Origin of the sequence: Klebsiella sp. BIGb0407, assembly GCF_024807845.1 — a bacterium.
GTDB lineage: Bacteria > Pseudomonadota > Gammaproteobacteria > Enterobacterales > Enterobacteriaceae > JGM124.
This window is the reverse complement of sequence record NZ_JANUEQ010000003.1, coordinates 80,752-96,364: the sequence shown is the minus strand read 5'-3', so window position 1 is coordinate 96,364 and position 15,613 is coordinate 80,752. Positions and strand designations below refer to the sequence as shown.

General features: G+C 46.5%; 14 protein-coding genes. 11 read left to right on the top strand and 3 right to left on the bottom strand.

What is annotated here, in order from left to right:
* The first annotated feature begins 145 nt into the window (after positions 1-145).
* Positions 146-775, top strand: a complete 630-nt coding sequence (locus tag M2387_RS10530; RefSeq protein ID WP_259049125.1) for a response regulator transcription factor — start codon at positions 146-148, stop codon at positions 773-775.
* On the opposite strand, the gene M2387_RS10525 is transcribed toward M2387_RS10530, so the two are convergent.
* A complete protein-coding gene (locus M2387_RS10525; RefSeq protein ID WP_259049124.1) occupies positions 725-1,774 on the bottom strand; it encodes a YeiH family putative sulfate export transporter in 1,050 nt (349 codons plus the stop codon). The two genes, M2387_RS10530 and M2387_RS10525, sit on opposite strands and share 51 nt — an antisense overlap.
* Positions 1,775-1,898: 124 nt before the next feature.
* Between M2387_RS10525 and yieE the strand changes: the two genes are divergently transcribed.
* From yieE to M2387_RS10505, 4 genes are all read left to right on the top strand, one after another.
* Positions 1,899-2,765, top strand: coding sequence for a DNA-binding transcriptional regulator YeiE (gene yieE / locus M2387_RS10520; RefSeq protein ID WP_259049123.1), 867 nt, complete (start codon positions 1,899-1,901; stop codon positions 2,763-2,765).
* Between the two features lie 197 nt (positions 2,766-2,962).
* Positions 2,963-4,435 carry an amino acid permease gene (locus M2387_RS10515; RefSeq protein ID WP_259049122.1) on the top strand — a complete coding sequence of 491 codons (1,473 nt, stop codon included), beginning with the start codon at positions 2,963-2,965 and terminating at the stop codon, positions 4,433-4,435.
* Positions 4,436-4,692: 257 nt separating this feature from the next.
* Positions 4,693-5,721 (top strand): FecCD family ABC transporter permease, encoded by a 1,029-nt coding sequence (locus M2387_RS10510; protein WP_259049838.1) that lies wholly within the window; start codon positions 4,693-4,695, stop codon positions 5,719-5,721.
* Entirely contained in the window at positions 5,718-6,506 is a 789-nt protein-coding gene (locus M2387_RS10505; RefSeq protein ID WP_259049835.1) for an ABC transporter ATP-binding protein, read from the top strand. The genes M2387_RS10510 and M2387_RS10505 overlap by 4 nt, the downstream gene beginning before the upstream one ends.
* Before the next feature lie 52 nt (positions 6,507-6,558).
* Here M2387_RS10505 and fghA read toward each other — a convergent pair whose 3' ends face one another.
* Entirely contained in the window at positions 6,559-7,398 is an 840-nt protein-coding gene (fghA, locus tag M2387_RS10500; protein WP_259049121.1) for an S-formylglutathione hydrolase, read from the bottom strand.
* A gap of 310 nt (positions 7,399-7,708) precedes the next feature.
* Between fghA and folE the strand changes: the two genes are divergently transcribed.
* The 6 genes from folE to mglC all read left to right on the top strand — a co-directional run bounded on the left by folE (position 7,709) and on the right by mglC (position 14,738).
* Complete coding sequence (gene folE, locus M2387_RS10495; RefSeq protein ID WP_259049120.1) at positions 7,709-8,374, top strand: GTP cyclohydrolase I FolE; 666 nt, start codon at positions 7,709-7,711, stop codon at positions 8,372-8,374.
* Between the two features lie 18 nt (positions 8,375-8,392).
* Positions 8,393-9,532 carry a DUF418 domain-containing protein YeiB gene (gene yeiB, locus M2387_RS10490; RefSeq protein ID WP_259049119.1) on the top strand — a complete coding sequence of 380 codons (1,140 nt, stop codon included), beginning with the start codon at positions 8,393-8,395 and terminating at the stop codon, positions 9,530-9,532.
* A 139-nt stretch (positions 9,533-9,671) separates the two neighbouring features.
* Positions 9,672-10,727: an HTH-type transcriptional regulator GalS gene (galS, locus tag M2387_RS10485; RefSeq protein WP_259049118.1), complete on the top strand. Its 1,056-nt coding sequence runs from the start codon at positions 9,672-9,674 to the stop codon at positions 10,725-10,727.
* 185 nt (positions 10,728-10,912) lie between these two features.
* On the top strand, positions 10,913-11,911 hold the full coding sequence (gene mglB, locus M2387_RS10480; protein WP_259049117.1) for a galactose/glucose ABC transporter substrate-binding protein MglB: 999 nt from the start codon (positions 10,913-10,915) through the stop codon (positions 11,909-11,911).
* 276 nt (positions 11,912-12,187) lie between these two features.
* Positions 12,188-13,708: a galactose/methyl galactoside ABC transporter ATP-binding protein MglA gene (mglA, locus tag M2387_RS10475; protein ID WP_259049116.1), complete on the top strand. Its 1,521-nt coding sequence runs from the start codon at positions 12,188-12,190 to the stop codon at positions 13,706-13,708.
* Between the two features lie 19 nt (positions 13,709-13,727).
* Entirely contained in the window at positions 13,728-14,738 is a 1,011-nt protein-coding gene (gene mglC, locus M2387_RS10470) for a galactose/methyl galactoside ABC transporter permease MglC (RefSeq protein WP_259049115.1), read from the top strand.
* Between the two features lie 77 nt (positions 14,739-14,815).
* Here the strand turns inward: mglC and sanA are convergent, their stop codons facing one another.
* Positions 14,816-15,532 carry an outer membrane permeability protein SanA gene (gene sanA / locus M2387_RS10465; protein ID WP_259049114.1) on the bottom strand — a complete coding sequence of 239 codons (717 nt, stop codon included), beginning with the start codon at positions 15,530-15,532 and terminating at the stop codon, positions 14,816-14,818.
* Positions 15,533-15,613: the final 81 nt, after the last annotated feature.

The following is a 15,613-nucleotide window of genomic DNA, read 5'->3' as shown; positions in this document are numbered from 1 at the left end:
TAACTATAAAAAATAAAAGAGTTATGCCGTTGGTAATAATACGTTGTATGAAATTGCTGTTACCATCGTTACAAAAATATTCTTATAAAATCTGATGCCTACATTCAGTCAGGCATTTTTTTGCCGAAAAACAATAAGGTTTAAAATGAGAAACGCTATTAATATTGTGCTATGGGATGAAAATATCTACCTGGTGAAGGCAATTAAAATAATTCTGAAAGAGTATTTTTTTCAAAATGATATATCTGTAACATTTAATGCGATCGAAGATATAAAATATGCTGATTTGGTGGTGACGACTTCGTCATCCAGAGAAAATGACAAAGGAATATGTAATAGAATCATCATGTTTAAAAAAACAGGTAGAGGAGTCTGCTATCAAAAAGAACTAAATTCAGGTGCAGAAATAGAGTTGCTGGAAAACGTTCTGGATACATTATATACAATGCCGCCAGAAGAAATATCATCTGATAAATTAAATAGAAAATCCCTTACCCTGCGTGAGAAACAGACCCTTCAGGCAATAGAAGCGCAGCTATCTATAAAGCAAATAGCTGAATTTTTAGGCTTGAGCAGAAAAACTGTTTGTGCTCATAAATATACAGCTATGCAAAAATTAGGGTTCGAACGTACACATGCCCTTTATCACTGGTTGTTGCAAGGGGGGCTGCTTGCCGAAGAGAGGGAGGGTTTGTCTCCTCCCTGTTCTTCAGGGAGGGAGCGGTTAACCCAGCAGCGAGTGTGTAACCAGGTTTATGGCTGCACCGCCGACTAATAACCAGATAAATAACATCAATGCCAGCAATAAAGGACGCGCTCCTGCTTTTTTTAACGCACTGATATGCGTGGTGAGCCCCAGGGCTGCCATTGCCATGGCTAATAATAAGGTATCGATAAAAATTAATGCCTTAACGATATTTTCTGGTAATAAATTAAAAGAGTTAAAAATGGCGACAACAATAAACAGCAGGGCAAACCAGGGCAGGGTAATCTTACCCGGTTGTTTATTCGTGCCAGTGGATAAGCTTTTGACGCGCATGCTAAGAAAAATCAGAAACGGAGCCAGCATCATCACCCGCAACATTTTAGTGATAACCGCTGCATTTTCAGTTTCCGGGCTAATGGCGTGCCCTGCGGCGACCACTTGCGCCACCTCATGCATGGTTGAACCGGCATAAATGCCAAATGTCTCAGGCGTAAACCACTGCATCACCAGCGGGTAAAGTAGCGGATAAATAAAAATCGCCAGGGTACCGAAAATAACCACCGTCGCGACGGCAACCGTCACTTTACTCGCTTCGGCTTTTACCACAGGCTCAGTCGCAAGGATTGCGGCGGCACCACAGATACTGCTGCCGGCACCAATCAGCCAGCGGGTTTGTCTGTCCAGCCCAAAGAAATATTTACCTGCAAAGCAGGCCAGGGCAAAGGTGCTGCACAAGGTGAGAGCATCAATCAGTAAACCGCTGAAGCCCACTTCAGCAATTTGTGAAAATGTCAGACGAAAGCCGTAGAGAATTATCCCGAGACGGAGCAATGTTTGCTTGGCAAACAGAACCCCATCACCGCAATACGACTCGATTTTAGGGTACAGTGTATTGCCGATTACCATGCCAGCGAGAATCGCAAGGGTCAGCGCCCCAAGGCCCCATTTTGCGATAGCAGGTTCATTCCCGAGCCACAGAGCCACCGCGGCGATTCCGCCGGCCAGAATCAAGCCAGAAAGTAAGCGAGATGATGGAATATGATGAATCTGTATCGTGAGTCTGGACATAACCTTCTCCTTATTTGATAAGAAAAGATTACTCTTGGGTCGCATAAAAATAAAATTGATTATATATTTATAACTTATCTGTATAAGTGGTAAGTGAACACCTTTTCCTGACTGCGAGAAAACTATGCATATCACCCTGCGCCAGCTTGAAGTCTTTGCTGAAGTGCTGAAAAGCGGTTCAACAACGCAAGCCTCACAACGGCTCGCTTTGTCACAATCAGCAGTGAGCGCGGCTCTGTCTGACCTTGAAGGTCAGTTGGGGATCCAGCTATTTGACCGGATAGGCAAAAGATTACTGGTTAACGAACACGGGCGACTGCTTTATCCGCGAGCGCTGGGGTTACTGGAACAAGCCCGAGAGATTGAGCAACTGTTTACGGAAGATAAGGGCGCGATTCGCGTTTATGCCAGCAGTACTATCGGTAACTATATACTGCCGGAAATCATTGCTCGCTATCGTCAGGACTTTCCAGATTTACCTCTGGAGTTGAGTGTCGGTAACAGTCAGGACGTTATCAATGCGGTGTCAGATTTTGGGGTTGATATTGGGCTGATTGAAGGGCCTTGCCGTGCCCCAGATATCGTCAGTGAAGTGTGGCAGGAAGACGAACTCGTCGTTTTCTCTTCCCCGAATAATCCGTTTTTACAGCAAACTGTCACCCTGGATAGCCTCGCAAAACAGCCGTGGATTTTACGCGAACAAGGGTCGGGAACTCGGGAAATTGTTGATTACCTGTTGCTTTCTAACTTACCGCAATGTCGCCTGGGCATGGAACTAGGTAACTCGGAAGCGATAAAACATGCGGTACGCCATGGTATGGGAATCAGCTGCCTGTCCCGCCGGGTGATAGCAGAGCAGCTGGAAAGCGGCTCATTGGTTGAGGTTCCGGTGCCTTTACCACCTCTGATACGGAAGCTGTATTGTATTCATCATCGGCAGAAGCATATTTCTAAATCATTAGCCCGATTCCTGCAATACTGTAAAAGCTGACTGGAAAATTAAGCAGCATGACGCAAAAAACTCCGTTTTTGAGCGATTAAACCTTTTTCTGGTATCCAGAAAATAAGTCTGCTGCTTATAATTCCCAGCTCATCATGAAGCTCTCTTATAACACGGCATTTATCCTAACCAACTCAGCCATTTTTGTTAGAATCAGCCATTATTTTTTGTATGGACAACAATATTCTATGGTTTCTGAGAGTAAAACCGCACAAGCACCTGGCTTACGTCGCGCATTAAAAGCGCGTCATTTAACGATGATAGCCATCGGCGGCTCTATTGGTACCGGGCTCTTTGTCGCATCCGGTGCGACAATTTCCCAGGCAGGCCCAGCAGGCGCGCTACTTTCCTATATCCTGATTGGCGCGATGGTCTATTTCCTGATGACCAGCCTCGGTGAACTGGCAGCATTTATGCCTGTTTCCGGATCTTTTTCTACTTATGGTCAGCTATACGTAGAAGAAGGCTTTGGTTTTGCGCTGGGTTGGAACTACTGGTACAACTGGGCGGTCACCATTGCCGTCGATTTAGTGGCCGCTCAACTGGTGATGAATTACTGGTTCCCGGATACTCCCGGCTGGATATGGAGTGCGTTGTTCCTCGGTATCATCTTTGCCCTGAACTGGATCTCGGTTAAAGGTTTTGGTGAGTCTGAATACTGGTTCTCGCTGATAAAAGTCACCACTATCATTATCTTTATTATTGTTGGCATGATGATGATACTGGGAATTTTTAAAGGTGTTGAGCCCGCGGGGTGGAGCAACTGGACAACCGGTGATGCGCCTTTTGCGGGTGGATTTGCCGCCATGATTGGTGTGGCGATGATAGTCGGCTTCTCGTTCCAGGGAACTGAGCTTATCGGAATCGCTGCCGGTGAGTCAGAAGATCCGCAAAAAAATATTCCGCGTGCGGTGCGTCAGGTCTTCTGGCGAATCTTGCTGTTCTACGTGCTGGCGATTCTGATTATCAGTCTGATCATTCCTTATACCGATCCAAGCCTGTTGCGTAACGATGTTAAAGATATCAGCGTCAGTCCATTTACGCTGGTCTTTGAACATGCCGGATTACTGTCAGCTGCTGCGGTGATGAACGCCGTTATTCTGACAGCTGTGCTCTCAGCGGGTAACTCGGGTATGTATGCATCAACCCGCATGCTCTACACGCTGGCTTGCGATGGTAAAGCGCCGCGCATTTTTTCCAAATTATCAGCCGGCGGTGTACCGCGTAATGCACTTTATGCCACCACAATTATTGCCGCACTATGCTTCCTGACCTCGATGTTTGGCGATCAGTTGGTTTACTTGTGGCTGCTAAATACTTCCGGTATGACAGGGTTTATTGCCTGGCTGGGTATTGCTATCAGTCACTATCGTTTCCGTCGTGGTTATGTGATGCAAGGCAATGATATTAAAGATTTACCTTATCGTTCAGGCTTTTTCCCGTTAGGGCCTATCTTTGCTTTTGTTCTTTGTATGACGATTACGCTTGGGCAGAACTATGAGGCATTCCTCGCCGATAATATCGACTGGGGTGGTGTTGTCGCGACCTATATTGGTTTACCGCTGTTCCTGTCTATCTGGTTTGGCTATAAATTTATCAAAGGAAGCCGTTTCGTGCGCTATAGCGAAATGAGTTTCCCTGACTATCGTCAGCACAAATAAAATGAGAAGGCGCGATGTTAATATCGCGCCTTTTTCTTTCCCTTCCGTTTAACCTCGCCTCATACATTTGATATACCTTTCTTAAACAGCGATATATTTTCCCTGATATTCTGGTAATGCGATCTGTTATCATTCCCAACAAACCGCAAAGCAGAGATTGAATACCGTTTTCTGCTTTATTCACCAGAAGTTATAAGGGTACAGATGTAATGAGTGTTACGACCGACCCACTCGTCACTGATACACGTCCTGACGTTATCATGGGACGCTACCAGCAAGTTTTACGCCACCGTTACTGGATTATGGCCTTGCTGGTTATTGCTATTTTAGCCTCGTTATTACTGGATTTTACCCTGGGCCCTTCGGGCTTGCCGCTTGAAACGCTCTGGCAGACCTTGATTGATCCATCAAGCGCCAACCCTGGGGTCAGAGTTATTGTCTGGGATATTCGTCTGCCTTATGCCTTAATGGCTCTGCTGGTGGGTATGGCCCTTGGCCTGGCAGGGGCGGAGATGCAAACTATCCTTAATAACCCGCTTGCCAGCCCCTTTACTCTCGGTGTTTCTTCTGCCGCTGCGTTTGGTGCGGCACTTGCGATTATTCTGGGCATTGGTATTCCGGGTATTCCTGCACAATGGTTTATTTCCGCCAATGCCTTTATCTTTGCGCTGTTTGCCGCCTTGATGCTTGATGGTATTACGCGCTGGACACGTGTTGCCTCTTCGGGTGTCGTTCTGTTCGGTATTGCCCTGGTGTTTACCTTTAATGCCCTGGTCTCGATGCTGCAATTTATTGCCAGCGAAGATACTTTACAGGGCCTGGTATTCTGGACTATGGGCAGTCTTGCCCGTGCTTCATGGGATAAACTGGGCGTTCTGCTACTGGCTTTTGCTATCGTCATGCCTATTTCGATGCTCAGTTCCTGGAAACTTACGGCTCTGCGGTTAGGTGAAGATCGCGCCGTCAGCTTCGGCATTGATGTCCGTCGTCTGCGTCTGGGAACCTTACTGCGTATCAGTGTGCTTTCTGCTCTCTCTGTTGCTTTTGTCGGGCCGATTGGCTTTATCGGCCTGGTTGCCCCGCACATCGCGCGTATGTTATTTGGTGAAGATCATCGTTTCTATCTGCCGGGCAGCGTACTGGTGGGCGCTTTGGTGCTTTCTCTTGCCTCGGTGGCGTCAAAAAATATTATTCCAGGCGTTATTATTCCCGTTGGTATTGTGACCTCTCTGGTTGGAGTACCGTTCTTCCTGAGTATTATTCTGCGTCATCGGGGGAACGTATAATGCAGGGTCTACAAATTAGTGCCTTTAATGCCGGTTATCCGAAGCGCAAAATTATTGAGAATTTAAGTGTTCCGGTGCTGCCGCGCGGCAAAATTACCGTGCTGCTCGGGCCTAACGGCTGTGGGAAATCAACCTTATTGCGCTCGCTGGCGGGTTTGAATCGCGCTGAAGGTCAGTTATATCTGGATGGCGAAGACTTGATGGCACTCCCTTTCGCAAAAAGAGCGGAGAAGGTGGTCTATCTTCCACAGTCATTGCCTCAAGGGGTGCATCTGCATGTTCTGGAGTCGATTATCGTCGCTCAGCGTGCAGCGGGTGGTCTTCATAATTCAGAAAGTGAGCAGCAGGTTATGCAGTTGCTTAAGCAACTGGGTATTTCTCACCTGGCATTGCATTATCTTGATCAGCTTTCTGGAGGACAGAAACAATTAGTGGGGCTGGCACAGTCGCTGATCCGTCGTCCGTCGCTGTTATTACTTGATGAACCACTCAGTGCCCTGGATTTGAATTATCAGTTCCACGTTATGGACCTGGTGGCACGGGAAACGCGCGAGCGCAATATTGTCACCATTGTCGTGGTGCATGATATTAATATCGCCCTGCGTCACAGTGAGCATGTATTGATGTTACGTGATGGCAAGTTAGTTGCCTGCGGTGAGCCAGAAGAGGTTATCACCCCACAAAGCCTGGCCCAGGTCTATGGTGTCAGGGGGCGTATTGAGCGTTGCTCACAAGGGGTCGCTCAGGTATTGATTGACGGGCTGGTTGAAACACCGCAAGTCTGATGCACCAGCATGACAAATGGGTAAGGGGAGCAATATGCTCCCCTTACTTGTTTCAGTCATTCAGCAAATATTTGGCATGGAAGCGCAAGTGGTCTTCGATAAAGGTCGCAATAAAGTAATAGCTATGGTCGTAATCCTGCTGAGTCCGTAAGGTGAGGGGCCAGGCTTTCTGTTTTGCGATATCAGCAAACTTTTCAGGTTGAAGCTGTGTCGTCAGGAAGGGGTCGCGGCTGCCTTGATCAATCAGAACAGGCAGCGCGTCTTCAGGAGAGGCTTGCTGTAGCAACTGACAGCTATCCCACTTCTGCCAGCTGCTGGTATCGCTTCCGAGATAAGCGGTAAAGGCTTTTTGTCCCCAGGGAACCTCTGAAGGATTAACAATAGGTGCGAAGGCAGAAACTGAACGGAAACGACCCGGGTTTTTCAGCGCCATAATAAGGGCTCCGTGTCCGCCCATTGAGTGACCTGAAATCGACGCGCGATCGCTAATAATAAAATGTTCAGCAAGTAATTCAGGTAACTCATTACGCAGATAGTCATACATCTGGAAATGACTCGCCCAGGGCTCATTGGCGGCATTGAGATAAAACCCGGCTCCCTGGCCTAAGTCATAATTATCGTTATTGGCAACCTCTTCACCACGAGGGCTGGTATCCGGCATCACCAGCATAATTCCCAGCTCTGAGGCTATTCTTTGAGCACCGGCTTTGGTGGTAAAGTTTTCGTCATTACATGTCAGACCCGACAGCCAGTACAGTACCGGTGGTGGAGCAGTATCTTTTAAAGGCGGAACAAAAACACTCAACGTCATCGGGCAATTTAAAACCTGAGAGTTATGACGCCAGCGCTGCTGCCATCCCCCAAAGCACAGATGTTCTTCCAGCAACTCCATTGTGCGTCTCCTTATTAAATATTCAACAGTAATGAGTAATTTTCACTTCACCTGAGTGTAACGATACCGCATTATGTCCGCAACATTGCCCGTCATACTTCAACTTGCCTGGGCGTTGCAGATGTTCAGCTAGCCGAATCACATACCGTAAAGCCTGGCGAATCAGACGGGCTGGTCAGTAAGGTTTAGATAGATATTAACGATAGTAATAATTATGTGGGCACTACTGGATTATCAGCACGTGCTGCCGCACAATGAACGGATACTTTGCACCAACGAAAGCAAAGGTCAACCTGCAGGAGAACACAGCATGTCATCACTCTCAAAAGAAGCCTCGCTGGTCCACGAAGCATTGGTTGCGCGTGGTTTAGAAACCCCGCTGCGGCCACCTTTGCGTGAACTGGATAACGCAACACGTAAGCAAGAAATTGCCGGTCACATGAAAGAGATCATGGAGCTGCTAAACCTCGATTTGAGGGATGACAGCCTGATGGATACACCGAAACGTATTGCTAAAATGTACGTTGACGAGATTTTCTCGGGTCTCGATTACGCGAATTTCCCAAAAATCACCGTTATCGAAAATAAAATGAGCGTTGATGAGATGGTTACGGTGCGCGATATCACCCTGACCAGTACCTGCGAACATCATTTTGTGACCATCGATGGGAAAGCAACCGTTGCCTATATCCCTAAAGATACGGTTATTGGCCTGTCAAAAATAAACCGTATCGTGCAATTCTTTGCCCAGCGTCCTCAGGTTCAGGAACGTCTGACGCAGCAAATTCTGATAGCGTTACAGACCCTGCTGGGAACCAATAATGTCGCCGTTTGTATTGATGCCGTCCATTATTGCGTGAAGGCTCGCGGTGTTCGGGATGCAACCAGTGCAACTACCACCACTTCACTGGGTGGGTTGTTTAAGTCCAGTCAGAATACGCGTCAGGAATTTTTACGCGCAGTACGCCATAATTAATCATTGCAGGCAGGAAGTATGGAACGAAATGTTACGCTGGATGTTATTCGCGGCGTTGCCGTTCTTGGGATCCTGCTCCTCAATATTACCGCCTTCGGTTTACCCAAGGCGGCCTATCTTAACCCCGCCTGGTATGGTGCTATAACCCAGTCAGATGCCTGGACTTGGGCACTGCTGGATGTTTTTGCTCAGGTTAAATTTCTAACGCTGTTTGCACTATTATTTGGCGCTGGTCTCCAGATGCTGCTATCACGCGGTGCGCGCTGGATCCAGTCCCGGCTTTTCCTGTTGATGCTACTGGGTTTAGCGCACGGGCTATTACTCTGGGAAGGTGATATCTTGCTGGCATACGGACTGGTCGGTTTGCTTTGCTGGCGTACTATCCGTGATGCCCCCGAAGAGTACTCACTGTTTAATACCGGTGTATTGCTCTATCTGATTGGTGTCGCAGTCCTGGTGATTCTCGGTATCCTGCCAGGGGCAGAGCCGACTAATTTCTGGGTGCCTGATTTGGCACATCAGCAATATGAGCAATTCTGGCGTACCCGGGGTGGGTTTGAGGCTATTGTTAATCGAGCTGATTTACTGACATCTGCCTGGGTGGCTCTGGCTATCCAGTACGGCTGGCAACTTGCCGGAATGATGATGATGGGTGCGGCATTGATGCGTAATGGCTGGCTTAAAGGCGAATTTAGCCTCAGCCATTATCGTCGTATTGGCGGCGGTTTAGTTCTCTTAGGCTTAGCAATTAATATTCCCGCTATTATTACCCAGTGGCAGCTTGGCTGGGCCTGGCGCTGGTGCGCGTTGTTACTACAAGCTCCGCGCGAATTAAGTGCGCCTTTCCAGGCTATCGGTTATGTTGCTCTGATCCTTGGTTTCTGGCCTCAATTATCCCGTTTGCGCGCGATAAACTGGGTAGCTTGTGTAGGACGAATGGCGCTGACTAACTATCTTTTGCAGACGGTTGTCTGTTCCATATTGTTCTATCATTTTGGCTTATTTATGAAACTGGATCGCTTGACTCTGCTGATGTTAATCCCGGTTATATGGAGTGTTAATATTCTGTTCTCTGTATTATGGCTGGGCTATTTCCGTCAGGGGCCGGTTGAATGGTTGTGGCGTCAGCTAACACGACGTGTCAGCGGTGAGCACTGACTAGCAATGTAAGAAAATGATGTGTATCACAGAGGTTAACGAATAGTGTGTAACCGATTCCACCGTTGTGATTCACATCACGTCATTTATCCCTCAATTCACCGCAAAATAGGCACCTGATTAACACCAGGGTGCTGTTATGAAATTAACGTCTTCAACCCCAATAACGATCCGTGATGTCGCGCGTAGCGCAGGCGTCTCTGTCGCTACTGTTTCACGGGTGCTTAATCACAGCTCAGCGGTCAGCCCGCATACACGTGAGACGGTGATGCAGGCGGTCACCGAACTGAATTATCGGCCTAATGCAAACGCTCAGGCACTGGCGACACAGAATAGCGAGACGATTGGTGTCGTGGTGATGGATGTGTCGGATCCCTTCTTTGGTGCATTGGTCAAAGCGGTCGATGTGGTTGCCCAGCAGCACAATAAATATGTACTGATTGGTAACAGTTATCATCAGGAAGCAAAAGAGCGTCATGCGATAGAAGTCTTGTTGAGGCAACGATGTAATGCCTTGATTGTTCACTCTAAAGCGTTAAGTGATACGGAGCTGGTGGGTTTTCTGGACAGTACGCCGGGGATGGTATTGATTAACCGAATCATTCCTGGCTACGCGCATCGCTGCGTCTGCCTCGATAATATTAGTGGCGCATTGATGGCCACCAGAACGCTGCTTCATCAAGGGCATCAGCGCATTGGTTATCTGGCATCCAGTCATGAAATTGAAGACAACAATATGCGACGTATTGGCTGGTTACGTGCTTTGTCAGAGCAAGGTATTGTCGCACCAGATAGCTGGGTTGGCAGCGGGCAACCTGATATGCAAGGGGGTGAGGCGGCGATGGTTGAACTGCTGGGGCGTAATTTACAGCTCAGTGCTATTTTTTCTTACAATGACAGTATGGCTGCCGGAGCACTCACTGCATTGAAAGATAATGGTATTTCTGTTCCTCACCAAGTATCAGTCATTGGTTTTGATGATATTCCGATCGCTCGCTACACCGATCCTCAGTTAACGACTATTCGTTATCCTATCGTATCGATGGCACGCCTGGCGACTGAAATGGCGCTTCTTGGTGCCTCAGGAAACGGCGATGACACGGCGACACATTGCTTTATGCCAACTCTGGTGCGTCGGCACTCAGTTGCTGTAAGGCAAAGTGTGTCCCCGATCTCTATCCCGTCATTGCTTTGATGTAACCGCTTTCAATTTGTGAGTAAATTCACAGTTAATTAACACCTTGATAGCTATGATGCTCAGGCATTATCAGGTGAAACGCGATGAAACGCGATGAAACAGAAGGCAGTGATGGAGCATTAACGTGACTGTCGTGCCATATATAAAACAAAGCCCTACACAATAAAAAAAACGGAGATACCATGAAACTAAAGGTGTTAGCTTTAACTGCTCTGATGTCTTGCACAATGTTCGGTTCTATGGCGCATGCAGCTGATGATCGTATTGGCGTGACTATTTATAAGTACGACGATAACTTCATGTCAGTAGTACGTAAAGCCATCGAGAAATATGGCAAAGACTCACCGCAAGTTCAGTTGCTGATGAATGACTCGCAAAACGATCAGTCTAAACAAAATGATCAGGTAGACATTCTGTTAGCGAAGGGTGTTAAAGCTCTGGCAATTAACCTGGTGGATCCGGCTGCGGCAGGTACAATCATCGATAAAGCGCGTTCACAAAATGTGCCGATCGTATTCTTCAACAAAGAACCTTCGCGCCAGGCACTGGATAGCTACGATAAAGCATACTATGTCGGTACTGACTCTAAAGAGTCCGGTATTATTCAGGGCGATTTAATTGCCAAACACTGGGCAGCAAATCCAAACTGGGATTTGAATAAAGATGGCCAGGTTCAGTTCGTATTATTAAAAGGCGAACCGGGCCACCCTGATGCAGAAGCGCGTACCAGCTATGTGATTAAAGAGCTGAATGAGAAAGGCCTTAAAACAGAGCAATTGCAGATGGATACTGCAATGTGGGATACCGCGATGGCTAAAGATAAAGTTGATGCCTGGTTATCCGGCCCGAATGCTAACAAAATTGAAGTGATTATCGCCAACAACGATGCGATGGCCATGGGTGCTATCGAAGCGCTGAAAGCACACAACAAATCCTCAATTCCGGTGTTTGGTGTTGATGCCTTACCAGAAGCGTTAAGCCTGGTTAAGTCTGGTGCAATGGCGGGTACTGTACTGAATGATGCTAGCGGTCAGGCTAAAGCGACCTTCGACCTGGCTAAAAACCTGGCAGCAGGTAAAGCCGCTAACGAAGGAACTGAATGGGTTATTGAAGATAAAGTTGTTCGTATCCCATACGTTGGCGTTGATAAAGAGAACCTTGCTGAGTTTATTGGTAAATAAGCTACTGTTATCAGTCGGGATGTAGAAATATAAGTCTGTTCACTGACAGGGTATATTGTCAGTGAACAGAAATGACAGTTGAATTCTGCTTCCTGAATAAATAGCTGCTGGCGAGTAACGAGTCAATACAGTGTGTCGGAACTTCATTCGACACCCTCGTTTGATACCCGTATTAATTCTCGTTGTTGAGGTGATATCTTTACTCAGTTAATCAAATTGTAAACAACTAGAATTATTTTGGGTATAGATCTGCTATTTAGCGACACAGGTACAATTATGGTCGACAATAACACGGCTGCGCCGACAGAGTTTTTATTAGAAATGACAAATATTAATAAGTCATTTCCTGGTGTTAAAGCTCTGGATAATGTGAATTTAAAAGTACGTCCCCACTCTATTCATGCATTAATGGGAGAGAATGGTGCAGGGAAGTCAACATTATTAAAATGCCTGTTTGGTATTTACAGTAAAGACTCCGGAAGTATTATTTTTCAGGGGAAGGAAATTAATTTCTCCAGTGCTAAAGAGGCACTTGAGAACGGCGTGTCTATGGTGCATCAGGAATTAAACCTGGTATTGCAGCGTACCGTCATGGATAACATGTGGCTAGGCCGTTATCCGGTTAAAGGTATCTTTGTCGATCAGGCAAAAATGTACCGTGATACGAAAAGTATCTTTGATGAACTCGATATTGATATCGATCCTCGTGCGCGCGTCGGTACGCTATCGGTTTCCGAAATGCAGATGATAGAGATTGCTAAAGCATTCTCTTATAATGCCAAAATTGTCATTATGGATGAGCCTACTTCTTCATTAACTGAAAAAGAAGTTCATCATCTGTTTACTATTATTCGTAAATTAAAAGAGCGCGGCTGCGGTATTGTTTATATCTCCCACAAAATGGAAGAAATCTTCCAGCTCTGTGATGAAATAACCGTGCTGCGTGACGGGCAGTGGATTGCAACTCAGCAGCTGACTGGCCTGAATATGGACCAAATAATCTCGATGATGGTTGGTCGTTCACTTAACCAGCGTTTCCCGAGTAAATCAAACGTCCCGGGCGAAGTTATCCTTTCTGTACGTGACTTAACTTCATTACGTCAGCCATCAATTCGTGATATTTCCTTTGATTTACATAAAGGCGAAATTCTCGGTATTGCCGGGTTAGTCGGTGCTAAGCGTACCGATATTGTTGAAACATTATTTGGTATTCGTGAGAAATCAAAGGGTACGATTACACTCCACGGTAAGAAAATAAATAACCATAGTGCTAATGAAGCGATTAACCATGGTTTTGCCCTGGTGACTGAAGAGCGTCGCTCGACGGGCATTTATGCTTATCTGGATATTGGTTTTAACTCCCTTATTTCAAATATTGGTAAATATAAAAATAAAGTCGGTTTACTCGATAATACGCGCATGAAAAGTGACACCCAGTGGGTCATTGATTCTATGCGAGTAAAAACACCCGGACATCGCACTGCGATAGGATCGCTATCCGGTGGTAATCAGCAAAAGGTTATTATTGGTCGCTGGTTATTAACTCAACCAGAAATTTTAATGCTGGATGAGCCAACCCGCGGTATTGATGTTGGTGCTAAATTTGAAATTTATCAGCTGATTGCTGAACTGGCTAAAAAAGGGAAGGGGATCATTATTATCTCCTCAGAAATGCCCGAGCTATTAGGGATAACGGACCGAATTCTGGTAATGAGTAATGGCCTCGTTGCGGGAATTGTTGACACTAAAACTGCCACGCAGAACGATATTCTTCGTCTCGCATCTGTGCATCTTTGATAATTTAGGGGCGATTAAAATGAGTGCATTAAGTAGAAAAAGTTTTCTAACTTATCTTAAAGAGGGCGGTATCTATGTGGTACTGCTGGTGCTGTTGGCCATCATTATTATTCAGGATCCGACCTTTTTAAGTCTGTTAAACCTGAGTAATATTCTGACTCAGTCATCGGTACGTATTATTATTGCTCTGGGTGTTGCAGGGCTGATTGTTACTCAGGGAACAGACCTTTCTGCCGGGCGCCAGGTCGGCCTTGCCGCGGTGGTGGCTGCAACGTTGTTACAATCAATGGAAAACGTCAATAAAGTCTTCCCTGAAATGCAAACTGTGCCAATTCCAGTGGTTATGCTGATTGTCTGTGCCATTGGCGCGGTGATTGGTCTGGTGAACGGAATCATTATTGCTTATCTGAAAGTGACTCCGTTTATTACGACTCTGGGTACCATGATTATCGTTTACGGTATCAACTCCCTCTATTATGACTTTGTGGGTGCCTCGCCGATTTCTGGATTTGACAGTCAGTTTTCTAACTTTGCTCAAGGTTATATTGCTTTAGGAAATTTCAGACTCTCTTATATTACGTTTTATGCGCTGATCTCAGTGTTATTTGTCTGGGTGCTGTGGACGAAAACCCGTTTTGGAAAGAATATTTTTGCCATCGGGGGTAACCCGGAAGCTGCCAGGGTTTCAGGTGTTAATGTCGGCGTTAACCTGATGTTAATCTACGCCCTGTCTGGAGTCTTTTATGCCTTTGGCGGTATGCTGGAAGCAGGCCGTATCGGGTCTGCGACCAATAACCTCGGGTTTATGTATGAACTGGATGCGATTGCTGCCTGCGTAGTAGGTGGGGTGTCATTCAGCGGTGGGGTAGGTACCGTTATCGGTGTTGTCACCGGGGTTATCATTTTTACCGTGATTAACTACGGTCTGACCTATATCGGCGTTAACCCTTACTGGCAGTACATTATTAAAGGCGCCATTATTATCTTTGCTGTTGCACTCGACTCACTGAAATACGCTCGTAAGAAATAATTCCTTCTTACCGCAGGCAGACTGGTTCTGTCTGCGGTATCTCATATCCCCTCTTCAAATGTCTGTACCCTCAAGTATTAATTTTTCTTTTGCTGCAATTCACGCAACTGTTCAGGACTGACTGCCGGGTAGCCTTGAGCATCATCAGGAACTTCATGAGGTGGGGGAATAGGTACCAGAGGGCCTAAAAAGCGTGGCTCGCGTTTGAAGATATACAAATCAGCCAGGGCGCCAAGACGCGCGCCAAATTCACGTAAGCGCACACTGAGGATATTTTTCGGCGAGGGAACAGCAAAGCATTGGGCCTGTATACCCATATGGCGGGCGATAAACAGTGCACGTTCACAATGGAAGCGTTGAGTGATAATAATAAAGTCATTAGTATCAAATACTTTGCGAGTCCGTACTACAGAGTCGAGGGTGCGAAAACCCGCATAATCCATCACAATATGGGTTGGATTAACCCCCCCGGCGATGAGATCTTTACGCATCGTCCTCGGTTCATTGTAATTCTGCTGGGCGTTATCACCGCTAAGCAATAAATAATCTACTTTACCGCTGTTATAGGCGTTTAAAGCGCCCTGAATACGGTATTGATAATACTGATTAATTCCACCGCCACGGTAATATTTTGCCGTACCGAGAACTACACCTACTTCACGATAAGGAAGATCCTGCACCTCTTCATAAATATAGGGCGCAGTTTTCCAGCTCATCCAGCGGTCCAGACCCAGAGCCGCGAAGAGCAGTAAAACGATGAAGATAAGCAAGCTATAAAACACGCGCTTCAACATGGACTTGCAGACTCACCTTGATCAATACAGAAGGTTAAAGGCTACTTTAGCCAGCAATGAAGCGCAAGAATTGTCCGTACG